The following is a 24,476-nucleotide window of genomic DNA, read 5'->3' as shown; positions in this document are numbered from 1 at the left end:
CCCCTATTTAAGCTCAAGTCCGCTATAATGATCGAGCTAATTTTTTGAATATCTCCTCGTCAAAAACAGTGGAAAAGTTGAATATGTCTGAGAACCGTAAACCTGTACAGGGTGTAAAACTTCGTGGCGCAGAAAAAGTCGCTCGCATACCTGTGAAGGTCGTGCCAACGGTTGAAACGCCTCGTAAGCCTGACTGGATTCGGGTCAAAATGGCTGCCCCTGATGAAGTTCAACGTATTAAAACAACTTTACGCGCACAAAAATTACATACCGTGTGTGAAGAAGCGGCTTGCCCGAACTTACCTGAATGTTTCGGTGGCGGTACTGCAACCTTTATGATTATGGGCGATATCTGTACTCGTCGTTGCCCATTCTGCGACGTTGCGCATGGTCGTCCCAATGCTCTTGACCCAGATGAACCACGTCACATGGCAGAAACCATTGCCAATCTAGGTTTGAAATATGCCGTAATTACGTCGGTCGACCGTGATGACCTAGTTGATGGCGGCGCACAGCACTTTGTTGACTGTATTAAAGAAGCTCGAAACTTGAGCCCAAAAACACTTTTGGAAATTCTAGTTCCTGACTTCCGTGGTCGTATGGATGTTGCCCTTCGTATCATGACGGAGTGCCCTCCTGATGTGTTTAACCACAACATTGAAACTGTGCCACGTTTGTATAAAGCAATGCGTCCAGGTTCTGACTACCAACACTCTCTAAACTTATTAAAAATGTTTAAAGAATACTGCCCAGATGTACCAACTAAATGTGGTTTGATGGTCGGTATTGGTGAAACTGAAGAAGAAGTGATCGCGTTATTAGACGACTTAAAAGCACATGATGTTGACTATGTCACCATTGGTCAGTACTTACAGCCCTCTAAAGAACATGCACCGATCGATCGTTTCGTTACACCTGAAGAGTTTGATCGTTACACAGCACATGGTCAAAAGCTTGGTTTCAAAAACATTTGGGCTGCACCAATGGTTCGTTCAAGCTACTTTGCTGACCGTCAATACTATGGTGAGCCAGTACCTGCGGTACGTCGTAAAACTGATCCTGCAAAGAAAATTGCAGTTCAAACGATTGAAGCTTAATCACTCTAAGATTTAAAACATCGCAAATTAAAGCCCTCATTGATTGAGGGCTTTTTTGTGGCTTTCACACTCAGCCCAATTCGTTAACAAATATAAGATCTTTCGAAAATAGTGCGTTCCTTTAAACGGTATCCAACATATCGAATCATACAAGTTTACGTAATGTGACATTTCTTTGCCCGATAGGGATTGTATTGTGATTATTTATTAATCAATCTATTGAAAACACTTTATTTGCGCTTTCATGATATTCGCGCAATTGTCCAATCACACTCACCAGCCGAGTGATGCCATTTTGACAGTCTCATGCACTTTAAAATCAGAAAGACAAAAGATGAGATCATTTTTAAACGCATGTAGGCTGTTTTAAACGCATAACGCTCTGGCCCTTGTCACTGGAGCCATAACAAATGCTATTTATACTCAGTGCAGTACTCTTTATTTTTGCTCTTTGGGCCGTTTTTTTCTTTGAACTTTCACGAGCTGTAGGTGCAATAACACTGATATTTGTTTCAATTGCACTCGCCTTTTTAACCCCATGGTCATTAATACTTGGCATCCCGCTTATTGCTTTAAGTTTAATTGTGTTGATTGACCCACTGCGGCTCAATCTGCTCACCAAACCTGCCTATAAAACCTTAGCAAATGCGATGCCGAGTATGAGTATTACGGAACGTGAAGCGTTAGATGCAGGAACAAGTTGGTGGGAAAAAGAGCTATTTATGGGCGCGCCTGATTGGAAAAAATTTGAGGCTTATCCCTACCCTCAGCTCAGCGCTGAAGAACAATCCTTCATTGATAATGAAGTCGAACAACTTTGTGCCATGCTCAACGAATGGGATATTCACCATAAACACAAAGACCTCCCACCAGAGGCTTGGCAATTTATTAAAGATAATGGTTTCTTAGGACTGGTGATTCCAAAATCTTACGGGGGCCGTGAATTTAGTTCATTTGCACAAAGCCGTGTCATGAGCAAAATTGCATCCCGATCACTGACTGCCGCAGTCAGTTGTATGGTGCCCAACTCGCTTGGACCCGGGGAATTGCTTCTACACTATGGTACTGAAGCACAAAAAGACCGATATCTCCCAGGCCTTGCCAAAGGTGAAGAAATTCCATGTTTTGGACTCACCAGTCCTGAAGCCGGTTCGGATGCAGGCGCTATTCCAGATACAGGGGTCGTCTGTTATGGCACCTTTGAGGGACAACAAGTGCTCGGCTTAAACATGAATTTCTCTAAACGCTGGATTACCCTTGCACCGATTGCCACTGTCATTGGTCTGGCATTTAAGTTATACGATCCAGATGGCTTATTGGGAGATAAAAATAAAACGGAATATGGCATCACCTGCGCGCTGCTACCGGCGAGTCATGACGGTGTCGTTACAGGTCCACGTCATAATCCAGGCTCACCATTTATGAATGGGACAGTTGAAGGTAAAGATGTCTTTATTCCCTTAGACTGGATCATTGGTGGGATTGAAAATGCCGGCAAAGGCTGGCGTATGCTGATGGAATGTTTAGCGGTCGGTCGTGGTATTTCACTCCCTGCATTGTCAACGGCAGCCGGAGAAATGGCATATTTAAATGTTGGTGCATTTGCCAAAGTTCGTCAGCAGTTTAAAATTTCTGTAGGTAATTTTGAAGGTGTACAAGAAGCTTCGAGTGATATCGCATCAGATGCTTATATGCTTGAAGCTTTCCGCTATTTGGTGACATGTGGTTTGAATCAAGGTGGCAAACCTGCTGTGATGACTGCAATGGCCAAATACTATGCCACTGAAACCATGCGTAAAGTGGTGAATCACGGCATGGACATCGTCGGTGGACGTGCCGTGCAAATGGGACCTCGTAATTTTTTAGCTTTGAATTATCAGGCCATTCCTGTGTCAATTACTGTCGAAGGTGCCAATATTCTAAGTCGCTCTCTGATGATTTTTGGACAAGGCTCAATGCGGTGCCATCCATATTTATTTGAGGAGCTACAATTACTTCAAGCCGAAGATAAAAACACTGCACTCAATACATTCAATGAAATGCTCTTTAAGCACTTAGGCTATACCTTTAACCGAACTGCACGTGCCTTTGCTTATGCGTTCACAGGTGGCCCATCAGACTCACCAGCTTCAGCAGATGAATTTAGCCGCCCCTACTATAAAAAAATTAATCGATTCAGTGCTGATTTCGCGCTGACTGCAGATATGTGTCTTGGCCTTTTAGCCGGCGATATTAAACGTAAAGAAATGCTCTCTGGCCGACTTGCAGACATTCACTCTTATTTATTTATCGCGACGGCTATTCTTAAATATTATGAACAAGGTCAAAGAAGCGAAGCTGAACAATTACATGCTCAACTTGCATTAGATAAAGCTTTGTACAATGTTGAAGAAGCTTTCCATGGCTTATTTGATAACTTCCCAATGCGACTAGCGGCAAGTGTAGTAAAAATCATCTGCTTTCCGTTTGGACGAGTTGTTGCTAAACCGACAGACCGTTTAAAACGTGAAGTTGCCACTCAAATGATGCTAGATAATACTTTCCGCCAAGAACTGAAAAAGCACGTGTATTACAGCACTGCAGCAGATGAAGTTTCTGGTCGTATGGAAAATGCCTTTTTACAATTGTTGAAAATTGAACCGCTGTGGAACCAATTTAAAAAAGCTGAATCTAAAGGCCAATTTAAAGGTTTAACTTTTGAAGCACATATAGCCGATGCCATTGCACAAAAAGTCATTACTGCCTCCGAAGCTGAACAGCTCAGCACTTACAACATTCAACGCTATGACAGTATGCTCACAGATGTTTTCGATATGCAACTCATCCACGAACTTGAGCTATCCAATCCACATTTAACCGTTTCACCAGAAGTGAAAAAGCAACAACACACCGATGATGAACCAGAAGCCTTCCTGCGTTATTAATCAGCTTCTGCATCGCTTTTAAGCTTTATTTTTCTCAAAATAAAAGCCATTCCACTGTTAAACAATGGGATGGCTTTTTTATACGACCATCAGCCAATGGTATCGCAGAGTCAAAGGTATAGGCTGTACTGCAAAATTACATCACAGAGGGTTTGCTACATGTCACAACAAGATTATGAAAATGGCTTAAAAGTTCGTACTGAAGTTATGGGTGAAAGTTTCGTTAAACGTGCGCAAGACAATACCGTGCCATTTACTCAACCTTTGCAAGATTGGATTAATGAGCATGCATGGGGTTCAACTTGGCAGCGTGAAGGCGTTTTACCCCGTAAATATCGCTCACTGATTACCATTGCATTTTTAACTGCACAAAAAAGTCCAACAGAACTCAAGGGTCATGTCCGAGGTGCTTTAAATAATGGGGCGACTGTAGAAGAAATTCAGGAAGTATTACTTCATAGTTTGCCATATTGTGGTGCACCAGCGACTCAAGAAGCCTTTCGTGCGGCGCTTGAAGTCATTAACGACTATCAAAAATCTGAATAAGTCGCTACGTTATAAAACAGCTTTAGAAAACTGCGATTATCGTGGTTTTCTAAAGGGTTTCATCTTGTTTTTAACTTACGACCTTAAATATAGTGAATCCCGAATCAAATCCAGTACACATTAAAATTATAAAAGAATTCATTCACTTCAAATCGAACTTGATATCCCAATTCTGTAAGCTCAGCAGATAAACTTCGAATCTCTTCTAAAGCTAAATGCTTGGGTAAAACCGTAAATACGGCGGTATTCCCCTGTTTGGCATTTTCCTCAATCAGCAAAGCCAAACGTGTCTTATATAAGGCGATATCTAAATTGGCTTGACTGGATAAAACTTTGGCATATTCTGCGGGTAAAAAGCTCATATTCTTATACGCTTATCTGATTATTATTGCTTATAAATTAAGCCAAATTCAGCAAAGTGTTCAATGCATTTTTGTAATTGATATTTCAATTACAAAGCGCATTGTTTGGCGCAAACGATGCTCTTCAAAGCGATATACAAAAAAAGGTACTCAAAAGAAATCCCTCATGAAGAGGGATTTTCTATGCTAGCGGGGTAATGGAATATATTGCGAGTCACTGTTTTGAGTTTGCGGTTTACGCTCTCCCACTTGTACAGGTAATGTCATCGCCTTTCCGTCTCGCTCAATGTCAATTTGCATAGTGCTCAATGGCGCTTGTTGTGCAACGTAATTGATTAAATGTGAGGTCGAGGTAATCAGCTCATTATTCACTTTCATGATTTTATCACCACGTTTTAAACCTGCTTGTGCTGCAGGTCCATTGCGAATGACATCTGCGACAATCACGCCATTCACCCGTGGATCTAAAATATTTTCTTGTTTAATTGGAAGTAAACTAATACCTAACCAACCACGTACCACTCGCCCATCTTTTAAAATAGCGTTCAGCACTTGTTGGCACACTTTTGCAGGAATGGCAAAACCAATCCCCAAAGAACCGCCGGACTGCGAGAAGATCGCGGTATTTACACCAATTAAGTTCCCTGCAACATCAATTAAAGCACCACCAGAGTTGCCGGGGTTGATCGCCGCATCTGTTTGAATAAAGTCTTCGTAAGTGTTGATTCCCAAATCTGAACGACCTGTAGCTGAGATAATCCCTTGCGTAACCGTCTGACCCACGCCAAAAGGGTTACCAATCGCTAGGACGACATCACCGACTTCATTGCCACTTAGCTTAAATGGCAAAACCGGTAATTGACTCATTTCAATCTTAATCACAGCTAGGTCTGTATCTGGGTCTGTACCCACAACTTTCGCTTCAGCACGACGACCATCATGTAAAGCCACAACGATCTGATCGGCCTGTGCGATCACGTGGTTATTGGTTAGAATATAACCATCAGATCGAACGATCACCCCAGAACCCAAGCTGTTTTCATTCGGTTCTTGTTTAAGCTGATCCGGAATTTGATTGCCGAAAAATTCACGGAATGCTGGATCATTTAATAAAGGATGATCCAGTTGTTTGACTTTTTGTGTTGTAAAAATATTGACCACAGCAGGTGCTGCGACTTTAACCGCTGCATTGTAAGAGACGACACCGCCTGTACGGGATGTATTAACTAAAGGTTCAATTTTTTCTGCAGGTAATTTCACCCCATCAGGCGTTACAGGCGCTTTTGGCTTCTGCAGCTGCTGCCAGCCCAAAAAGCCCAAAATTACGATAATCAGCAGCACCCAAGGTAACCATGTAAAGTTCCGGCGCACGTTTATATCCTCTAAATTTTATAATTCATTGATGGCTAAATAATTTATATCGTATTCTAATGTAATATTTTCAACAAATTTATAAATAAACACAGAGATTTGTGATTCTTTAGTTACAATTTAAACAATAATGAATTTTGATACATCTCTTTGATATTTTGGACAGTATATGGCTCAGTTAAGTGAAATTATTCAATGGTGTGACAGCACACTCAACGCACATGAATTTAAGGACTATGCTCCCAATGGTTTGCAAATTGAAGGCTCAGCAGAAGTGCATAAAATTTTATGTGCAGTTACCGCATCACAAACAGCAATTGAGGCAGCGATAGCAGCAAATGCTGATTTATTATTGGTACATCATGGTTATTTTTGGAAAGGTGAAGCTTACCCAATCACAGGTATGCGCGGCAAACGCATCAAAAGCCTGATCAAAAACGATATTTCACTCGTTGGTTATCACTTACCTTTAGATAGTCACCCTACTTTAGGTAATAATGCAGCGATAGCTGATTTGCTTGAATTAGAAAATATTGAAGCTTTAGATCCTACTGAACGCAATCCTATTGGCAATGTTGGCTATTTAAAACAAGCCATGACTCCAGCAGCGTTTAAAGACTTCGTTTCTGAAAAATTAGGATTTGATGCCATTCACCTGCCTGCAGATAAACCATCTATTCAAAAAATTGGTTTTTGTACGGGCGGCGCACAGGAATTTATTGGCAAAGCGGCTGCATTAGATTGTGATGCGTACATTTCAGGTGAAGTGAGTGAACGTACTTTTTACGAGGCTGAAGAATTAAACGTGCATTATTATGCATGTGGACATCATGCAACCGAGCGTTATGGTGTACAACGACTCGCGAAAGCTATTTCAGAACAGTTCAATATTGAGTATAGTTATTTCGAATTAAATAACCCGATTTAATTTAAATCGTCTTGGTCTTTGGCTCAGTCCTTATACGTATATTTTCAGGCTTTATTCTGTATTGTTATTTATAAGCAATGCGCATTTTACTGCAAGAATCTATTACAATAACGGCACTTAATGTCAAAACCCAGCAAAATGCAAGGAATTGAAAACATGACAACGATTACTTTACCAGCGTTACCTTACGGTTACGAAGATCTTGCTCCGCACATCAGCAAAGAAACTTTAGAATACCATCACGACAAACACCACAATACTTATGTGGTTAACCTAAACAAAGCAATTGAAGGTACTGACCTTGCTGGCAAAACTTTAGAAGAAATCATCACTGCTGTTAAAGGCGATGCTTCTAAAGCTGGTATCTTCAACAATGCAGCTCAAGTATGGAACCACACGTTCTACTGGAACTGTATGGCTAAAAACGGTGGCGGTAAAGCTACTGGCGCTTTAGCAGCTAAAATCGACGAAGCTTTCGGTTCTTACGAAAAATTCGCTGAAGAATTTGCAAATGCTGCTGCAACTCAGTTCGGTTCAGGTTGGGCTTGGTTAGTTGCTGACGAAGTAAACGGCAACCTTTCTATCCTTAAAACTTCAAATGCTGACACTCCGCTTGCTCACGGTAAAGTGGCTGTGTTGACTATCGACGTTTGGGAACATGCTTACTACATCGATTTCCGTAACGCTCGTCCTAAGTACATCTCTACTTTCCTAGAAAGCCTAGTGAACTGGGACTACGCAAACGCTAAATATGCAGGTCAAGCTGCTGGCGTTGAAAAATAAGTTTGAAACCTTATTTTAAAGTCAAAAAAATCACCCTTTTAGGGTGATTTTTTATGCTTTAAATATCATACTGCCACAACAATCAATACTATACAAAAGAATGAATCAAGAACCATTACTAATCTTAAAAGCAAAATATACCAAAATATTAGTGATGTTTATCTTTATCACTATAATCCAGTATGTGAGTTACTCTTATGTTCAAGAATCTATTAAATATAGCTTTAATTCAGCACTAATATTGACTGGATTATCAATTATGGAATTCGTCTTAATTTTACTTATCATCAAAAATGGACTGCCACAAATTAGATTTTTCGAAAGTCATTGTATAATTCAACTTTATATAATGAAAATTCAGTTTAACTATGATCAAATAGAAAGCATATCCATTAACAACACAAAAAGTCACTATAAACTATTACCTGTCGGTAATGAATATTTATTAAGGATTGTATTCAAACACAATCAAAATCTTTTTAATCTACTCCAAAACACCATTAAACCTGTTATGTCTTTTTCTAAATTTCATTTAGACACCTTCGCAAACCATCAAATTTTAGAAATATATTTATTATTCCAAATTATAATTCCTTTAGATCAAGAGAAACGTATAACTACGCTTAAAAATTTAAATCTACAAAATTTGACGATAAAGCAAATCAGCAACCTAGATGATATAAAAAACTTCAAAAATAACCGCTATTTAAGAAAAAATTTCTAGACTTGAACAATAAAAAAACATTCAAATGGTCATTTCATCAAATCTGCTTGACCACTTTAAAATTCATCCCTAAAATGCGCATCAGATTCTCCAATAGCTCAGTCGGTAGAGCGACGGACTGTTAATCCGCAGGTCCCTGGTTCGAGCCCAGGTTGGAGAGCCATCTATTCTTCCATAGCTCAGTCGGTAGAGCGACGGACTGTTAATCCGCAGGTCCCTGGTTCGAGCCCAGGTGGAAGAGCCAGATTCTAAAAAGCCCACTCATTGCGAAGTGGGTTTTTTATCGCCAACTATTTAACAAAGCATACCTACTTTTTTGTTTTTGCTATCCTAAAAAGTATCCGTATATGTACCAAGTTGTCTGATTCGGCTATTTTTAAAACACTTAATTTGATTTTTAAGTATTTTATTTAAATCAGGCTTGACCACCCTCCCATACATCTTTAGAATCCACTTCAGATTCTCCAATAGCTCAGTCGGTAGAGCGACGGACTGTTAATCCGCAGGTCCCTGGTTCGAGCCCAGGTTGGAGAGCCAAATTCTAAAAGCCCACGCATTATGTCGTGGGCTTTTTTTATGCTCTGACTTTTGTTTTAAGATAAGTATAACTTGCTCTATGACCTAAGCTATTCACTTAGCTCTCCGACCACATTAGAAAGAATAGTCAGAGCTTAAGTTTTAAAAACGCTTTATATTAAAGGTGTTTATATTTAATACATTCAGCCTAAATTTCCTTATTTTTTGCAATTCTGACTTGACCTCACTGCATTTGCCCCATAGAATGCGTGCAGATTCTCCAATAGCTCAGTCGGTAGAGCGACGGACTGTTAATCCGCAGGTCCCTGGTTCGAGCCCAGGTTGGAGAGCCAAATTCTAAAAAGCCCACGCATCATGACGTGGGCTTTTTTCATATATGTAGTTTATTCCGTGCCAGATCTAAGTCAGTTCATATTTTTTATTATTGGTTGCTTGGCAACTTTTGCCCTTGTCTGCTTAGTCTTTCCGAGACTGTTTAGAAGCAAACAAAAGTTTTTCCCACGTCGTGTAATCACTGCCTTTGAAAGTAAGATGTTTCATCGTTTAAATGAAGCATTTCCGTACTACCACATTTTAGCACAAGTGGCGTTTAGCGCACTGATCACCACTCAAAATTACAAAATCAGAAATAGATTTAATCGAAAAGTCACTGATTTTGTCATACTTGACCAAACTTACGATGTGCTTGTAATTATCGAACTGGATGACCGATCATATAGGCAAAGAGCAAGAAGATGCTGAACGTGATGCAATGCTTGAAGAAGCTGGCTACCGTGTAATCCGCTATACCAACATTCCAACAGTTCACACGCTCAGGCATGATGTAAATAAATAGTTGTTAAATACGTAAAGTACAATCAAACATTGGGTGAATGCGCATTGCATTCACATCCATAATGTAAGCAGAATTTTACTGAGCATTTGACTCTTGAGCAGCCAGCACTTCCGATACTGCTTGGTCAGCCTCAGCAGCCAAAGCCTCATCTTGTGCTTCTTTTGCTTTAATGCGCTCAATCATTTCAGCTTGTTGTTGCTTATATTTTTCTTGGTTTTTGGCATCACTATTGACTACAAGAAAAGCCATACTGACCAAAAATATAGGAATCAATAGCCCAAGTGCCATCAAAATGATCATCTTTTTGGTATTGGGTTTTGGCTTTACTTCAGACATAACGATTCTTTCATTTACATAAATAATTCGACGCACAATATAGCAAAAAACAAAATTCGCTCAAGTCTTCATAACATTCTTTGCTCGAACTAACTGTGCCCCTCATTTTTAAGGATTGAATGATTAATAATCCAATATGCAAAAAAAAGGAGACATGCTCCTTTTTTTATTATTGAAAAAGCTTAGCTTGAAGCAGCTACCCCCTTACAATGTGGACTTTGGCTTGCATCTTTTTGCTCATTGGTTAAATCAATACCTGTACCTGCGGACATTTTAGCTTGAATAAATTCGACCGCTTGCGCATTTCTACAGATAATCGCCTGTGTATGACTTGCTTTTGGCACAATATCCAATAAATATCCATCCTCATATTTTGCCTGTGGGAAGTATTTCACCGCTTGCAATTTCATATTTTCAAATAAAGCTTGAGTCACAGGAGGTAATACAGCTTTATCTTCTTCACCTTGAATAATATAAACAGGGGCTTTAATTACTTTGGCAGCAGTTGCATTCGTCGCTGGCTGATTATCATTTAAAAATTTCTGAACAACGGGATCGGTATCGATTTTATTCAAATCAATTCCGTACTGTGAAACCATATGCGTTGGATCTTTTAAGAATTCAATCACAGCTGCTTTAAACTGTTCTTGCAAACCATTTGCGCCATTTGGATCGGCATAACTTAAACATGCACCATCATCCCCTGTACGTCCATAGGCTTTTTCTGCAATAACACCAGCATCTGCAGTAAAGATATTTTTTAAATCATAATTTGGCTCATAGGCTTTAATACCCGAACTGGTCAATGCAGCATATGCCAAAAGCTCAGCATAGCCATCTGCAAGTTGCCCCATTAACGCATCTGCTTGCTGTGCATTGATTATGTTATTTGCAAGCGCGTAACGAATTTGAAGCAATTGTTCATCTAAGATATTGACGCCCTTACTCACGCCGTTGTCATCCAGATTTAAAGCAGGATCAAGATAGATCTTAATAATCGTCCCCAAACTCGATGCAGGTGCGGCTGCCACTGCCCCTTTATAGTTTGCATCCGTATTTGCAAATTCCGCCGTCCCTAAGGATGCATGACCACCTTGCGATTGACCGATCGACATCCACTGACCATTGAGTTGCTTACCATAATGTTCTTTTGCCGCTTTAACCGCAGTAAGTGCCGAATTTGCCGCACTCGATAAATTGAGGTATGGATGCCCCCCCTTCGTACCTAAACCTTCATAGTCTGGTGCCACAATTACATAACCTGCCGCCATAAGCGTATTAGCTAGAATTTTAAAACGTGGATGAATTAGATTTTTACTTGGCGCACATTCATCTCCAGCCCCGACTGTTCCATGCTCCCATACCACAACACGATACCCATCTTTAGGTTGTGTAGCTTTTGGAAATAATACTAAGGCTGTTGCTGTTGCTGCTTTCCCCTGCACATTGGTCATGTTATACGTCATGACTTTAATGGACGATGTATTGTCTACAGTATCTAAAGCATAATTTGCTTCAGACACAAATGTTGATTTTTGATTCGAAGATGATGAGTCATTATCATCGTCATTACACGCGGTTAAAGACAGCATAGAAACTGCAACTGTCAGAGCTAATGCTATTTTTGAACGTTTCATAAAATATCCTTTTTAATCATTATTCTTTAAGCATGAAACTACATGCCTTTTTATTAATGCATAAAAAAAAGCACCCGAATAGGATGCTTTAGTTCATTTTAAACATTTTCAGATCAATGACATTAAAGAACCAATGCCATAAAAATTCCAATAAAAATCATAAGCCCTACCCAACGGTTATGGCGAAACGCCCAAAAACATAACTGCGGATCACGGCCTTTGGTTTTAGTCCACTGGTAAATAAAATCGGCAGCCACAGCCAACAACGCGACCAAACCGAATGGCATCAAGAGATCTTCTAAATACAGTGCAGAACCAATTAGTACAATACTAAGCACCTGCAATAATGAAATAATTTCAATATCGTATTTACCAAATAAAATCGCAGTCGATTTCACGCCAATTTTCAAATCATATTCACGGTCAGTAATGGCATATTGTGTATCATACGCAACGGTCCACGCCAAATTACCAAAGTACAATAACCAACACGTTAAATCAGGTGTTTGCCCTACTGCGGTGTAAGCCATAGGAATCGACCATGAAAATGCCGCGCCTAAAAATACTTGTGGCAGATGCGTGTAGCGTTTCATAAAGGGATAAATGAACGCTAAAAACAATGCACCAAAGGACCAATAAAAAGTTTCTATCGGTAAAAAGAACAACATACATGCGCTAGCAAGCACCAAGATCAAGAACACATATATGGCTTCTTTAGCACTAATCACTCCAGTGGCTAAAGGACGATGTTTGGTTCTTTCCACAGCACCATCGACTTTACGGTCAGCAAAGTCATTAATCGCACAACCTGCTGCACGCATAAATATCGTGCCCAAAATCATGGGAATCAAAATACTGAATTGCGGTGTTCCTTGATTGGCAATCCACAGTGCCCACATGGTTGGCCAAAAAACCAGTTCCGTGCCAATTGGCTTATCGAAGCGACATAAATAGTAATAAGCTTCTAAACGCTGCTGCCAAGTAATCTGTTGCACCACGGCCATGATTGTCCTTCATCTGGTAATGTTATTTCTGCAAATATTGCTCAAAACTCGCTAAAAAAGTTTCCTGAACTATAAATTTACAACCATGCCAAGTATAACAGCTCTGACGTGTCCAACCATCGTCTAGCCACAGTACACGCCGCTCACACTTCGGATTGGTACGCTGAAATAAAAAATGTCCGATCGGTTTTTTACCAATATGCTGAAAAATCCGCGCACGTCCTTGTATGCTAAGGATTGGAAATATACTTTTTGCCTTGACCCACGGCTCAGCTTCACAGCCATATAAATAACTTTCACGTACCCAAGCTGTGTGCTGTATTGGCATTTGTAGCCACCGTGCATCTTGAAGCGTCATACGTTGAAATTGCTCAATACTCGGCTCAACTTTAAATACACCTTGGGCAAAATCTGTTAATTGTTGGGTTAATGAACCCGAAGCATACAACCATGTTCTTAATTCAGGAGACATTCTTTTATCCCGCATTTCGCATGCTTGACGCTGCATATTTCATTTCCCTTATAAGCATTTGCTGAGTATAGCGAATCCTTAGTGTAACCAACTCAACATCGTTTTTCATGACCAATAGCTTGTTTTCAGTAAAATGAGCAAAACCAAAACAGCTTAAGCAGTTCATTACATATGTAATCAACACAAACCTCACATACACAGTATGATGTCGTGGATAACCACTAAATTACACAAGCATAATGTTTCCATATAAGCCGCTATATGTTTTTATTTTTTTCGTTTTACTTTGTGCCAATATCACGGCTCAAGCAAAATCTATTGCGCTCAGTTTTGATGATGGATTAAATCCAGCGTTTAACGCACAAGCGGAACAAATCAATGCCCAAATTTTAAAACATCTGCATGATCAACAAATCAAAACTATTGTCTTCCCTAGCCTGATTAAAATTGGCGATTATCAAGGTAAACAACTGATTCAAGCGTGGGGACAATCCGGCCATCTGATTGGCAATCACAGCGCAGCACACCAAAATCTAAATAAAGAAAATGTCACTGTACACGATTATCTGCATAGCATTGAACAGGCAGATACCGTATTAAAAACACTGCCGAATTACATACGTATCTACCGTTATCCATTTTTAAAGGAAGGAAATAGCGCTGAAAAACGTGATGCTGTCTATCAGTGGTTAGAGCAACATCAATACCGCATTGGCGGTGTGAGTATTGATGCCAGTGACTGGTTTTATAACCGAAAATATCTCGACAATGCCAAACAGCAAGATCAGGACAAATTAGACCGACTAAAACAAGCTTATATTGCTCACCTGCTTCACCGAGCGGATTATTATGACCAACTTGCACAGCTCACCATAAATCGTTCGCCACAACATGTTTTACTTTTACATGTAAATGCCATTAATGCTGCATTTTTAAAGGATGTCATTACCGCATTTCAGCAACATGGCTGGACTTTTATTTCAGCAGCAAACGCCCTACAAGACCCCTTATATGCGCAGCGCAGTCAAAACATTCCTGCGGGTGAAAGTGTGATTTGGTCGATTGCCAAAACTCAAGGAATTACACAGCTGCGCTACCCCGCCGAAGATGCGCCTTATGAAGGCGACAATTTAAAACAGCATGGTTTGAAATGACGTTTGGCAAATTTCTAGATATTCAATAAAAAATGACCTGCAACGTTGTAGGTCATTTTTTCAGTTCAATATTATCGTGTTGAATTAAAAGTTATCTGTCTTGGCAATGGCTTCAAACTTGCCTTGCGGCGTTTTAATCAGCACCAGCCCTTCGGTCGTAATATAAAAACTTTCAGGGTAATCAAACTCCAATGCCAACTCTGGGTTTTTCAGTTCGACAAATTGAGCCTGCTTATAACCTTCAACTGTCCGTCCCACTTCCAAATAAGTCACTTCTGAAAAGTTGAGTTTAAATCCCTTTGCCTGATCCGATGGATCAATCCAAGGAAAAAAACCGGTATGTTTTTTACGTGGTTTTGCCATGTTTAGATATTCATTCAACTCTTTGCTTTATCTTAACCCATCCCATAAAAAAACCCGCACAAGGCGGGTCTTTTTACAGTGAAATTCTGTACAGAATTACAAGCTGTAGTACATGTCGAATTCAACTGGGTGAGTAGTCGTGTTAAGACGACGAACTTCTTCAGTTTTAAGTTCGATGTAGGCATCAAGCATTTCTTTAGTGAACACACCACCTTTAAGAAGGTAATCATGATCCGCAGCAAGCGCTTCAAGCGCCATATCTAGGCTATGAGCCACTGTAGGGATTTTAGCTTCTTCTTCAGGAGGAAGGTCGTACAAGTTCTTGTCAGCAGCTTCACCTGGGTGGATCTTGTTTTGAATACCATCAAGACCAGCCATAAGAAGTGCAGCGAAACCTAAGTACGGGTTCATCATTGGATCTGGGAAACGTGCTTCGATACGTTTGCCTTTAGGGCTAGAAACGTAAGGAATACGGATAGAAGCTGAACGGTTACGTGCTGAGTAAGCAAGCATAATCGGTGCTTCGAAATGTGGAACTAAACGTTTGTACGAGTTAGTTGATGGGTTTGTGATTGCGTTCAATGAACGAGCGTGTTTGATCACACCACCAATGAAGTACAACGCCATTTCTGAAAGACCAGCGTATTCATCACCAGCAAACAAGTTCTTGCCATCTTTAGAGATCGACATGTGAACGTGCATACCAGAACCGTTATCGCCAACCATTGGTTTAGGCATAAATGTAGCAGTTTTAGCATATTGGTGAGCAACGTTCCAAACAGCATATTTGAACTGTTGAACTTCGTCCGCTTTGCGAACCATAGTGTTGAAGCTTACACCGATTTCAAGCTGGCAAGATGCAACTTCGTGGTGATGTACTTCTACACGACCTGGGCCCATGATATCTTCGATTTTTGCACACATATCTGCACGCATATCTTGTGAAGAATCAACAGGAGGGACTGGGAAGTAACCACCTTTCACACGTGGACGGTGACCAGAGTTACCCGCTTCATAATCTTTACCAGTAGACCAAGCAGCTTCTTCAGCGATTAATGTGTGGCGCGCGCCAGACATATCGATGTCCCATTTTACTTCGTCAAAAACAAAGAATTCTGGTTCTGGACCAAAGAAAGCTGTATCACCGATACCAGTTGATTTTAGGTATTCTTCCGCACGGCGAGCAATAGAGCGTGGGTCACGTTCATAACCTTGACCAGTTGAAGGTTCGATAACATCACAAGTCACAACAACTGTAGCTTCTGCAAAGAACGGGTCGATAAAACAAGTTTCTGCATCTGGACGTAAGATCATGTCAGATGCTTCAATGCCTTTCCAACCAGCAATTGAAGAACCATCAAACATTTTGCCATCTTCAAACGTATCTTCGTCGATTGAATCTGCTGGGTAAGTTACGTGTTGTTCTTTACCCTTAGTATCAGTAAAGCGAAAATCGACCCATTTTGCGCCACTTTCTTGGATGAGTTGAAGGACCTTGTTCGCCATGCTCATTTTGCTCCGATGATTTTTTTGTGCACACTGAAGTGCGTGTTAGTAGTTGGTAGTTATTAAGCAATTACCGTACCAACTTTTAAAAGCCAAGCTAAAATATTGAATTCCTTATCAGAATAGAAGATTTTAACTCCTTGCTTTTCGACTATTATACTGTGTGTAACAGTAAATGCACCATATTCAGCCACTCTTCATCACTTTTGTTTAAAAACTTCTCGCAGGTGTATCAAAATAGTGCAACTTAGTTTTGCACTAGTATGCACCAAAATGATTAATCGCTTTCAACGATAAAATCATTGAGATTTTATCAAAGCTTTAAGGTCGAATTTAAATACGATAGAAACTAATGGTTTAGCTAGTTCTAGATGGAAAAATACCAGCGTGATAACTATATTCATGATCGATATTTAGGTTTTTTGAGCCCTTAAAGCACTCTTTTTTTGAAGTAGATTTAACCATTTTGTTTTAATTTTGATCAATCTACCTTTGCATTAATTGTGCTCCATTTTGGTGATTTTGCTTCAAAACGGTTCATATTTTTCCAGCTAGAGCCTGAATTGCAATTTTTAACGACAGTAAGCAGATCTTTTTAAAATATCAATTGAACACATTTTAAACACTTAAATTCAGCCTATTGCTTTGTTCAACTTAAATCCTAAATTTATAAGTCGATAATTTGCTGAAATGATTTCAGTTGCGATGAACTTTGGCGAAATTGTTCAGCAGAAATTGAATAATATTTGCTATGATTGGCTGCATTCTAAATATTTCACTATTTTTCTATTTAAAATATCCACACGATATTTGGGTCAATATACAACTATTTAGAATCATTTCGGACTATTCTAAGCACAGTTAAGTGCATAAATTTCAAAGGTTAATACGCTCATGCTTTTGATGATCGACAATTATGACTCTTTTACCTACAACATCGTCCAATATTTTGGCGAGTTAAATCAAGAAGTAAAAGTTGTACGTAACGATGCCGTGACATTGGAAGATATCGAGCGATGGCAACCGAAGTATTTAGTCATTGGTCCTGGCCCTTGTTCGCCAAGTGAAGCAGGTATTTCAATTCCTGCGATTCAACACTTTGCGGGAAAAATTCCTTTACTCGGTGTGTGTTTAGGCCACCAAGCCATAGGACAAGCTTTTGGCGGCGATATTATTCGCGCTAAAAAAGTGATGCACGGTCGTTTATCTGACATGTATCACAGCGATCAAGGCATTTTCAGCAACCTCCCTTCGCCATTTTCAGCAACGCGTTATCACTCTTTGGTGATTGATCAAGCGACTTTGCCTGAATGTTTAGAAGTGACCTGCTGGACCAATGAAGAAGATGGCACGATGGAAGAAATCATGGGCGTAAAACATAAGACATTGCCTGTCGAAGGCGTGCAGTTTCACCCTGAATCAATTCTTAGTGAACATGGCCATCAAATCTTTAAAAACTTCTTAGAAATTTACGCTTAATCGAGTGCAAAAAATATTATGAATATTCAACAAGCTTTAAATAACATCACTAAAAATATTGAACTCACTCAACCTCAAATGGAAGAAGTGATGCGTACCATCATGCAAGGTGAAGCGACCGATGCGCAAATTGGCGCACTCATGATGGGCTTACGCCAAAAAGGTGAAAGTATTGATGAAATCACTGCCGCAGCACGTGTAATGCGTGAGTTTGCGATCAAAATCGATGTCAGTGATCTGCCACATTTGGTGGATATCGTTGGTACAGGTGGTGATGGTCAAAACTTATTTAACGTTTCTACTGCGTCTAGTTTTGTCATTGCAGCAGCAGGTGCAACCATTGCTAAACATGGCGGTCGTGGTGTTTCATCAAAATCAGGCTCTTCTGATCTTTTAGAACAAGCAGGAATTAACCTTGACCTAAGCATGCAGCAAACTGAACGCTGTATTCGTGAAATGGGTGTGGGTTTCCTCTTTGCACCTAATCATCATAAAGCCATGAAATATGCTGCTGGTCCACGTAAAGAATTGGGCTTCCGTAGTATTTTCAACCTACTTGGCCCGCTTACGAATCCGGCCGGCGTAAAACGTTTTGTGATTGGTGTTTTCTCTACAGAATTATGTCGTCCTATGGCTGAAGTTTTAAAACAACTCGGTGCAGAACATGTCTTGGTGGTGCATTCAAAAGACGGTTTAGATGAAATTAGCCTTGCATCAAGTACTTATGTTGCTGAACTCAAAGATGGCGAAGTCACTGAATGGGAAATTCAGCCGGAAGCCGTAGATATCGAGTCGCAAACCTTAACGGGTCTATCTGTAGATAGCGCGGCTGAAAGTCTAAAATTGATCAAAGATGCTTTAGGTAAAAACAAATCTGCACTCGGTGATAAAGCCGCGAATATGATTGCCCTAAATGCAGGCGCAGGCATTTATGTTTCAGGCTTAACCAAAAGCTATAAACAAGGTGTTGCATTAGCACATGACATTATCTATGGCGGTCAAGCTCTAGAGAAAATGGGCATTTTGTCAGAATTTACGAAAACTTTAAAAGAATACGAAGCTTAAGATTAGGACTCAAATCATGGTAGATATCGCCAATACAATTTTAGGTAAAATTGTTGACCGTAAAAAAGAAGAATTTGCAGCCCGTCTTAAACAACGTAGCTATAAAGATGTCGAAGAGCTAGCTCAAGCAGCTACACCCGTTCGAGGTTTTGCACAAAACCTCGGCTCTAAACGTCCGGGGGTGATTGCTGAAATTAAAAAGGCATCACCATCGAAAGGCATCATTCGTGAAAACTTTAACCCTGCTGAAATTGCGCAGCAGTATCAAGATGCTGGTGCGGCATGTTTGTCTGTTCTCACCGATGTGGATTTTTTCCAAGGTGCCGATGAAAACATTCAGATTGCACGTAAGAACTGTGACTTACCTGCGCTGCGTAAAGATTTTTTAATTGATCCTTATGGCGTAATTGAAGCACGCGCTTTACATGCGGACTGTATTTTATTAATCGTGGCTTGTTTGTCTGATCAACAACTCGAAGAAATGTCGAAAACTGCTTTTGAGCACAATCTCGACGTGTTGGTTGAAGTACATGACGAAGAAGAACTTGAGCGTGCAATGCGTCTTTCTGACAACTGTCTACTTGGCGTCAATAATCGTAATTTAAAAACCTTTGATGTTGACCTCAACACATCATTACGTTTGAAAAAGTTACTCGAGCCTTCTCGCCTGCTGGTGACAGAAAGCGGTATTGCAACACCTGCTGATGTCGCGATGATGCAAGAACATGATATTCATGCCTTCTTGGTCGGTGAAAGTTTTATGAAGCAGCCACGTCCTGATCAGGCGTTTAAGGAGCTGTTTGGTGTGCCTGATAAAATATAAATGAAATATGTAGGGTGAGTTCGCTCACCCTTTTTCTCCTTTGCATCCATATTAAAAAATTACACATCCTTTTTATAATTTTTATTCAATTGAGAATTAAAAATAATGAAGTCGATTATTTCTTCAACTCTTCTATTCATTTCATTAATCTTGGTTTCAATACACCAGATAAGTTGGGCAAAAAATATAACTCTGTATACTGGCTCACCGTATCATATTGACCAAAATCATATCCTCTACTTTAATATTTCCACTATGCCCGAAGGCATCATTGCTGCGCAGATTGACCTAAATCAAATTTTTCCAAATATAAATACTAACGTGCTAAAGGGCAAAAATTATGTTTTCAATAAGAATCAAATTGAAATCATTAGTTATCAAGGCTTACCAATAGTCATTAATTTCTCAATCAATACTAAAAACAAGAATATTGAAAATTCAGCCTATTTTTCTATTTCTAAAGGACATAAAAATTCTTTATCAAAACCAATCAATATCAAATCTCACCCTATTTCCATGGAAAAATTAAATCATTTTGAACAGATTTTTTATAAAGATAATTCTCATTTATTGAAAAAGAATTTAGCTGATGAGCCATATTTAATAAATCTATTCATGTTCCATGCAGCAATAAATGATTTTGATGATATGAATGATTTTTTCCAAAATGCGATAAAGAACCTGACACAAAAAAATGATATTGATAATTATGAAAAAGCCAAAAATTTGTATCTTGAATATTTAAATTTAGGTGAAAACAATGAATTTTATGATACCACCTTAATTATGGCGGCAATCGAGCACACAGATATTTCTTTCATCAAAAAAATGAAGCTGAGAAAAATAAATGAACTTGTAGTAGATGAAGTTGAACCACAAACATATTATTTCACTAGATGCTCCCCATTAGGTAAAGCTATTCGCCTAAATCTATATCAGATAATTTCTTATTTACTTGAAAAAGGCGCTTCAACCGAAATCGTGTGTCTTTCTAAATTTAATGAAGAACAATCAGCATTAGCTCTTGCAGAACAATATAAAAATAAAAAAGTTATTAAATTAATTAATTCAACTTTGAAGCCCAAATAGGACTTGTAATGAATTAAGAGATCTTCTTGATATAAAGTCTTTCCAGTTCAAATCAGTGCCATTTAAGGCTATAATTGCTCTAAATTTTTGTATATTTCCCGTTTTTTCATTATGAGCAAACACGATTCTTCGCTTTCAAAAGATCAGTACAACCTACTGAAATCTTTTAAAAAGCAAATTACGAATCCACATTCCTCTACGATTGCTAAACAGCCTGAGCCAACGCCAAAGACTGTTGAACAAGAGCAGGAAGAAGACTTAGCGCTTTTCCAAAAGCAAATGCAAGGTGTTCAAAAAATGAATGCAGGAAATACTGCAAAAATGGAAAAAGTGGGTCGTAAAAAACCTGATGCGCAAACCTTGGCTAAACGTGCTGCTGCAATTGGTCCTATGGAAACAGATGATGCATTACTTTCTGATACGCAAGCGATGCTCAACCCTGTTGCCAGTCAAGCTGCTTTAAGCTATCGCATTGCAACCTTACAACATAAAGTTTTTGAAGATTTGAAAGCTGGTAATCTACGTTGGTTTGAAGCTGTCGACTTACACGGTTGCACTGTTGAAGAAGCCCGTTCTGCCGTGCTGCAAATTATTCAAATGGCGAAAGATGACAATCAAAACGTCATTAAAATTGTGCATGGCAAAGGTCCAGAAGCAATTTTAAAAACTTATGTAAATAGTTGGTTACGTCAACATCGTGATGTATTGGCATTCGTGAGCGCCCCAGAAAAACAAGGCGGCACAGGCGCTGTACTGGTTCTGCTTAAACGTGCAGAAAAAAACCCACAGTTTAAACAATAATCGGATTTAACTCCAAAAGAAGGCATTGTAATAGTTTTCTGCTACAATGCCGTCCTTGTTCAATCTCTCAGTGTAAGTGAACACGTCTTATGTCTATGCAGCAATCCTACGCAAATATCCTAACTGCCGTTGGTGAAGATCTGAATCGCCCAGGTCTTAAAGATACGCCTATGCGTGCTGCTAAAGCTTTTTCATATCTTACTTCTGGTTATAGCCAGACACTTGAAGAAGTGACCAACAATGCGGTTTTCCCATCCGATAACCGTGAAATGGTCTTAGTTAAGAATATCGAATTCTATTCTTTGTGTGAGCACCATTTATTACCTTTTTATGGTCGTGTACATATTGCTTATCTCCCAGAAGGCAATGTTTTAGGTTTATCAAAATTCGCACGTATTACAGAAATGTTTGCCCGTCGCCTACAAATTCAGGAAAACCTCACTCAGCAGATCGCTGAAGCTGTGGCTGAAGTGACTGGTGCACGTGGTGTTGCTGTGGTGATTGATTCAGCTCACATGTGTATGATGATGCGTGGTGTAGGTAAACAAGAGTCTACAACCCGTACCGTTTCTTTTGTCGGTGACTTTAAAACCAATAAAGAAGAACGCCGTGAATTCTTAAGTGCTGTGCCTGAAAGCTATTAATAGAACATTCAGCGTCTGTCTTTAAAAAAGCCTCAAACTTTTGAGGCTTTTTTTATTTGTGTTTTAATATCGCAAATCGTTTGCTTTGATAGCAAAGCACTATTTTCAGGATGAATCATGTCAGATGTATATATTGCCGGTCAGGGTTTAGCGCAAGCCAAACACAGCATAGACTTCCCTCGCCCAGACCGTTTGGTTCAGGGCAATCCTAAACGTGAAACTGCAAGCCTGTATGTACACCCCAATATGGACTGCGGGATTTGGCAATGTGAAATTGGCGCATGGAATATTGTCTTTGCACCCAATAAACAAGAATTTTTTACAATCCTTGAAGGTTTAGTACGTATTCATGATCAACAAGGTGGATATATCGAGGTTTCCGCTGGCCATGCGGGCATTATTCCCCCATCTTTTCAGGGCAAGTTTGAAGTTGTCGAAGCCGTCAAAAAATACTATGTAGTTGTCGAAGTTTAAATTACGGCACATCTCGCCATAAAACATATTTACCCATAAAAAAACTCCCACATATGGGAGTTTTTTATTCTCAGGATAAATTAGATATACGACAAATGCTTTGTGACTTGTATACAGTTTCGACCATTATTTTTTGCCGCATACAGCGCATGATCTGCGGCATCTAAGAAACGCTGATAATCAGGATGGCCATCATACTGCACACAACCAATGCTTACGGTAAAACTAAATTGCTGACCTTGTGCCGTTCGGATCAAGCCCTTTTCAATATATTGGCGAATATTTTCTGCAATTTTCATCGCACGGTTTACACCAGTATCGACCAAGAGTAATAAGAACTCTTCACCACCGATACGGAATGCATAATCGCTACCTTGACTATAACGCTGCAAGGCTTCAGCAATAAATTTGAGTGCGAGATCACCTGCTGCATGACCAAACTTATCATTGATCATTTTAAAATAATCCGCGTCAAAGGCGAGCAAAGACAATGGCGTTTCATTTTGCCGCGCAAAGGTAATTTCACGTGAAATAATCGTACTGAGATAGCGGCGGTTTAGAAGTTGAGTCAAAGAATCGTTGCCAGACTCAATATATTCAGCCACTTGAAATAGTTGATCGACTAAATGCTGAATTTCACGGTTCAATTCACGAATCTGTTGAATCAACTGTTGCAGCTGATCTTTTTCCGTCATCTGCATCGTTTGCTGGGTTAATTGATCCACTTCATAAATTCGGTCAATAATCAGTTGAACCTGATCTGAACCAGAAAAAGCATATGCCGCTTTATGAATGAACCATAGCCCAAACTCTGATTTTGAAAATAAGGGATGATAAAAACCAACATTGCCCGAAAAGATTTTAAACATCAGTTCATTTTCCCAGTCGAGCAATGAACCCCGTTGTTTATCTTTATGCACTGCTACATCTTGCATCGCTGAAAATAAGCGATAATTGTGTTTTGTTTCTTGGTTTTTTTCTGTATTGATCTCATAAGAGCGGCACATAATTTCTGTGCTGAACCCCATAATTTGTACAATATAACTGCACATATGGAGAATATTTTGCGTTTGGTTTAACTCTAAAATTTCAAATATTTTACGTTCTATTTCACGTACACCACGCATGATGAACCATGACGGAATACCAACACGCGCGTGTACCATTCCAACTTTCTGCTGTCTTTTGACTGAGCTTTCAAATTCACCATTCAGTGCGACATTAAACGTTTCTAACAACCATTTTCTTAAAGTGTCGATGAGCCTTTTTTGAATGATATCGTCTTTAAAAAATTCAGCTGACTCTGGCTCACGTGACATTTGTTCATAAAAAACAGTAACTAAATGTTCAACATGCCTTTGGATAAATTGCAATGCTGCAAGATGTTCATTTTCAGTATATTGATCACAAATATCTTTCCAAGCCTGACTTAGACCTGTAATACATTCTTGATTCATTCGGTGACACAAACCACAGCTATTACAAAGCTAGCAATCATACCTTGCTTTACTTACATAAAAAA

Annotated in this window: 22 protein-coding genes, 4 tRNA genes and 1 pseudogene; 18 read left to right on the top strand and 9 right to left on the bottom strand. The window is 39.5% G+C overall.

Going from position 1 to position 24,476, the window contains the following annotated elements; translation table 11 throughout:
* The first annotated feature begins 83 nt into the window (after positions 1 to 83).
* From lipA to FTT98_RS07445, 3 genes are all read left to right on the top strand, one after another.
* On the top strand, positions 84 to 1,097 hold the full coding sequence (gene lipA / locus FTT98_RS07455; protein ID WP_180177211.1) for a lipoyl synthase: 1,014 nt from the start codon (positions 84 to 86) through the stop codon (positions 1,095 to 1,097).
* Positions 1,098 to 1,507: 410 nt separating this feature from the next.
* Positions 1,508 to 4,021, top strand: coding sequence for an acyl-CoA dehydrogenase (locus FTT98_RS07450; RefSeq protein ID WP_180177210.1), 2,514 nt, complete (start codon positions 1,508 to 1,510; stop codon positions 4,019 to 4,021).
* Positions 4,022 to 4,180: 159 nt separating this feature from the next.
* On the top strand, positions 4,181 to 4,567 hold the full coding sequence (locus FTT98_RS07445) for a carboxymuconolactone decarboxylase family protein (RefSeq protein ID WP_005008801.1): 387 nt from the start codon (positions 4,181 to 4,183) through the stop codon (positions 4,565 to 4,567).
* 104 nt (positions 4,568 to 4,671) lie between these two features.
* Here FTT98_RS07445 and FTT98_RS07440 read toward each other — a convergent pair whose 3' ends face one another.
* Positions 4,672 to 4,929: a hypothetical protein gene (locus FTT98_RS07440; protein ID WP_180004813.1), complete on the bottom strand. Its 258-nt coding sequence runs from the start codon at positions 4,927 to 4,929 to the stop codon at positions 4,672 to 4,674.
* Positions 4,930 to 5,115: 186 nt separating this feature from the next.
* On the bottom strand, positions 5,116 to 6,300 hold the full coding sequence (locus tag FTT98_RS07435) for a trypsin-like peptidase domain-containing protein (protein WP_180177209.1): 1,185 nt from the start codon (positions 6,298 to 6,300) through the stop codon (positions 5,116 to 5,118).
* Positions 6,301 to 6,469: 169 nt separating this feature from the next.
* On the opposite strand from FTT98_RS07435, the gene FTT98_RS07430 reads away from it, so the two are divergent.
* From FTT98_RS07430 to FTT98_RS07400, 7 genes and pseudogenes are all read left to right on the top strand, one after another.
* Positions 6,470 to 7,228: a Nif3-like dinuclear metal center hexameric protein gene (locus FTT98_RS07430; protein WP_180170988.1), complete on the top strand. Its 759-nt coding sequence runs from the start codon at positions 6,470 to 6,472 to the stop codon at positions 7,226 to 7,228.
* A 156-nt stretch (positions 7,229 to 7,384) separates the two neighbouring features.
* Positions 7,385 to 8,011, top strand: a complete 627-nt coding sequence (locus FTT98_RS07425) for a superoxide dismutase (RefSeq protein ID WP_078192384.1) — start codon at positions 7,385 to 7,387, stop codon at positions 8,009 to 8,011.
* A gap of 811 nt (positions 8,012 to 8,822) precedes the next feature.
* Positions 8,823 to 8,898: transfer RNA gene (locus FTT98_RS07420), tRNA-Asn, on the top strand.
* Between the two features lie 5 nt (positions 8,899 to 8,903).
* Positions 8,904 to 8,979 (top strand) — tRNA-Asn (locus FTT98_RS07415).
* Between the two features lie 217 nt (positions 8,980 to 9,196).
* Positions 9,197 to 9,272 (top strand) — tRNA-Asn (locus FTT98_RS07410).
* Between the two features lie 256 nt (positions 9,273 to 9,528).
* A tRNA-Asn gene (locus FTT98_RS07405) sits at positions 9,529 to 9,604 on the top strand.
* A 22-nt stretch (positions 9,605 to 9,626) separates the two neighbouring features.
* A pseudogene (locus FTT98_RS07400) lies at positions 9,627 to 10,107 on the top strand (DUF2726 domain-containing protein).
* Positions 10,108 to 10,182: 75 nt separating this feature from the next.
* Here FTT98_RS07400 and FTT98_RS07395 read toward each other — a convergent pair.
* The 4 genes from FTT98_RS07395 to FTT98_RS07380 all read right to left on the bottom strand — a co-directional run bounded on the left by FTT98_RS07395 (position 10,183) and on the right by FTT98_RS07380 (position 13,592).
* Entirely contained in the window at positions 10,183 to 10,443 is a 261-nt protein-coding gene (locus FTT98_RS07395; RefSeq protein WP_180177208.1) for a hypothetical protein, read from the bottom strand.
* 182 nt (positions 10,444 to 10,625) lie between these two features.
* Positions 10,626 to 12,080: a S9 family peptidase gene (locus FTT98_RS07390; protein ID WP_180177207.1), complete on the bottom strand. Its 1,455-nt coding sequence runs from the start codon at positions 12,078 to 12,080 to the stop codon at positions 10,626 to 10,628.
* 122 nt (positions 12,081 to 12,202) lie between these two features.
* Entirely contained in the window at positions 12,203 to 13,084 is an 882-nt protein-coding gene (ubiA, locus tag FTT98_RS07385; protein WP_168379167.1) for a 4-hydroxybenzoate octaprenyltransferase, read from the bottom strand.
* 22 nt (positions 13,085 to 13,106) lie between these two features.
* Positions 13,107 to 13,592, bottom strand: coding sequence for a chorismate lyase (locus FTT98_RS07380; RefSeq protein WP_111884531.1), 486 nt, complete (start codon positions 13,590 to 13,592; stop codon positions 13,107 to 13,109).
* Between the two features lie 203 nt (positions 13,593 to 13,795).
* Here FTT98_RS07380 and FTT98_RS07375 point away from each other — a divergent pair, with 203 nt between their 5' ends.
* Positions 13,796 to 14,710, top strand: a complete 915-nt coding sequence (locus tag FTT98_RS07375) for a polysaccharide deacetylase family protein (RefSeq protein WP_180177206.1) — start codon at positions 13,796 to 13,798, stop codon at positions 14,708 to 14,710.
* An 84-nt stretch (positions 14,711 to 14,794) separates the two neighbouring features.
* Here FTT98_RS07375 and FTT98_RS07370 read toward each other — a convergent pair whose 3' ends face one another.
* On the bottom strand, positions 14,795 to 15,073 hold the full coding sequence (locus FTT98_RS07370) for a hypothetical protein (RefSeq protein ID WP_180114594.1): 279 nt from the start codon (positions 15,071 to 15,073) through the stop codon (positions 14,795 to 14,797).
* Between the two features lie 96 nt (positions 15,074 to 15,169).
* Entirely contained in the window at positions 15,170 to 16,585 is a 1,416-nt protein-coding gene (glnA, locus tag FTT98_RS07365) for a type I glutamate--ammonia ligase (protein WP_171319222.1), read from the bottom strand.
* 888 nt (positions 16,586 to 17,473) lie between these two features.
* Here glnA and FTT98_RS07360 point away from each other — a divergent pair.
* From FTT98_RS07360 to FTT98_RS07330, 7 genes are all read left to right on the top strand, one after another.
* On the top strand, positions 17,474 to 18,058 hold the full coding sequence (locus FTT98_RS07360; protein WP_078190263.1) for an aminodeoxychorismate/anthranilate synthase component II: 585 nt from the start codon (positions 17,474 to 17,476) through the stop codon (positions 18,056 to 18,058).
* Between the two features lie 18 nt (positions 18,059 to 18,076).
* The gene (trpD, locus tag FTT98_RS07355) at positions 18,077 to 19,123 is read left to right on the top strand and encodes an anthranilate phosphoribosyltransferase (RefSeq protein WP_180118511.1); all 1,047 of its coding nucleotides are present in this window, start codon (positions 18,077 to 18,079) and stop codon (positions 19,121 to 19,123) included.
* Positions 19,124 to 19,139: 16 nt separating this feature from the next.
* A complete protein-coding gene (trpC, locus tag FTT98_RS07350; RefSeq protein WP_180026398.1) occupies positions 19,140 to 19,946 on the top strand; it encodes an indole-3-glycerol phosphate synthase TrpC in 807 nt (268 codons plus the stop codon).
* A gap of 105 nt (positions 19,947 to 20,051) precedes the next feature.
* Positions 20,052 to 21,035, top strand: coding sequence for a hypothetical protein (locus FTT98_RS07345; protein WP_180177205.1), 984 nt, complete (start codon positions 20,052 to 20,054; stop codon positions 21,033 to 21,035).
* Positions 21,036 to 21,146: 111 nt separating this feature from the next.
* Complete coding sequence (locus tag FTT98_RS07340; protein ID WP_180007661.1) at positions 21,147 to 21,836, top strand: Smr/MutS family protein; 690 nt, start codon at positions 21,147 to 21,149, stop codon at positions 21,834 to 21,836.
* A gap of 95 nt (positions 21,837 to 21,931) precedes the next feature.
* Positions 21,932 to 22,480 carry a GTP cyclohydrolase I FolE gene (gene folE, locus FTT98_RS07335; protein ID WP_171262632.1) on the top strand — a complete coding sequence of 183 codons (549 nt, stop codon included), beginning with the start codon at positions 21,932 to 21,934 and terminating at the stop codon, positions 22,478 to 22,480.
* Positions 22,481 to 22,597: 117 nt separating this feature from the next.
* A complete protein-coding gene (locus FTT98_RS07330; RefSeq protein ID WP_180003198.1) occupies positions 22,598 to 22,954 on the top strand; it encodes a cupin domain-containing protein in 357 nt (118 codons plus the stop codon).
* A gap of 80 nt (positions 22,955 to 23,034) precedes the next feature.
* Here FTT98_RS07330 and FTT98_RS07325 read toward each other — a convergent pair whose 3' ends face one another.
* A complete protein-coding gene (locus FTT98_RS07325) occupies positions 23,035 to 24,411 on the bottom strand; it encodes a diguanylate cyclase (RefSeq protein ID WP_168379157.1) in 1,377 nt (458 codons plus the stop codon).
* Between the last annotated feature and the right edge of the window lie 65 nt (positions 24,412 to 24,476).

Origin of the sequence: Acinetobacter sp. YH12039 (assembly GCF_013420015.1) — a bacterium.
GTDB lineage: Bacteria > Pseudomonadota > Gammaproteobacteria > Pseudomonadales > Moraxellaceae > Acinetobacter > Acinetobacter amyesii.
The sequence above is the reverse complement of the archived record's forward strand: the minus strand, read 5'-3'. Positions and strand labels throughout refer to the sequence as shown.

Excerpts from the sequence above, each read along its gene's own strand:
- lipA (WP_180177211.1), top strand. The coding sequence starts at position 84 with ATGTCTGAGAACCGTAAACCTGTACAGGGTGTAAAACTTCGTGGCGCA.
- FTT98_RS07345 (WP_180177205.1), top strand. The coding sequence starts at position 20,052 with ATGAAGTCGATTATTTCTTCAACTCTTCTATTCATTTCATTAATCTTG.
- trpC (WP_180026398.1), top strand. The coding sequence starts at position 19,140 with ATGGTAGATATCGCCAATACAATTTTAGGTAAAATTGTTGACCGTAAA.
- FTT98_RS07390 (WP_180177207.1), bottom strand. The coding sequence starts at position 12,080 with ATGAAACGTTCAAAAATAGCATTAGCTCTGACAGTTGCAGTTTCTATG.
- FTT98_RS07370 (WP_180114594.1), bottom strand. The coding sequence starts at position 15,073 with ATGGCAAAACCACGTAAAAAACATACCGGTTTTTTTCCTTGGATTGAT.
- FTT98_RS07430 (WP_180170988.1), top strand. The coding sequence starts at position 6,470 with ATGGCTCAGTTAAGTGAAATTATTCAATGGTGTGACAGCACACTCAAC.
- FTT98_RS07425 (WP_078192384.1), top strand. The coding sequence starts at position 7,385 with ATGACAACGATTACTTTACCAGCGTTACCTTACGGTTACGAAGATCTT.
- FTT98_RS07440 (WP_180004813.1), bottom strand. The coding sequence starts at position 4,929 with ATGAGCTTTTTACCCGCAGAATATGCCAAAGTTTTATCCAGTCAAGCC.
- FTT98_RS07340 (WP_180007661.1), top strand. The coding sequence starts at position 21,147 with ATGAGCAAACACGATTCTTCGCTTTCAAAAGATCAGTACAACCTACTG.
- FTT98_RS07450 (WP_180177210.1), top strand. The coding sequence starts at position 1,508 with ATGCTATTTATACTCAGTGCAGTACTCTTTATTTTTGCTCTTTGGGCC.
- glnA (WP_171319222.1), bottom strand. The coding sequence starts at position 16,585 with ATGAGCATGGCGAACAAGGTCCTTCAACTCATCCAAGAAAGTGGCGCA.
- FTT98_RS07325 (WP_168379157.1), bottom strand. The coding sequence starts at position 24,411 with ATGAATCAAGAATGTATTACAGGTCTAAGTCAGGCTTGGAAAGATATT.
- ubiA (WP_168379167.1), bottom strand. The coding sequence starts at position 13,084 with ATGGCCGTGGTGCAACAGATTACTTGGCAGCAGCGTTTAGAAGCTTAT.
- FTT98_RS07360 (WP_078190263.1), top strand. The coding sequence starts at position 17,474 with ATGCTTTTGATGATCGACAATTATGACTCTTTTACCTACAACATCGTC.
- FTT98_RS07445 (WP_005008801.1), top strand. The coding sequence starts at position 4,181 with ATGTCACAACAAGATTATGAAAATGGCTTAAAAGTTCGTACTGAAGTT.
- FTT98_RS07395 (WP_180177208.1), bottom strand. The coding sequence starts at position 10,443 with ATGTCTGAAGTAAAGCCAAAACCCAATACCAAAAAGATGATCATTTTG.
- FTT98_RS07375 (WP_180177206.1), top strand. The coding sequence starts at position 13,796 with ATGTTTCCATATAAGCCGCTATATGTTTTTATTTTTTTCGTTTTACTT.
- FTT98_RS07380 (WP_111884531.1), bottom strand. The coding sequence starts at position 13,592 with ATGCAGCGTCAAGCATGCGAAATGCGGGATAAAAGAATGTCTCCTGAA.
- FTT98_RS07330 (WP_180003198.1), top strand. The coding sequence starts at position 22,598 with ATGTCAGATGTATATATTGCCGGTCAGGGTTTAGCGCAAGCCAAACAC.
- trpD (WP_180118511.1), top strand. The coding sequence starts at position 18,077 with ATGAATATTCAACAAGCTTTAAATAACATCACTAAAAATATTGAACTC.
- folE (WP_171262632.1), top strand. The coding sequence starts at position 21,932 with ATGCAGCAATCCTACGCAAATATCCTAACTGCCGTTGGTGAAGATCTG.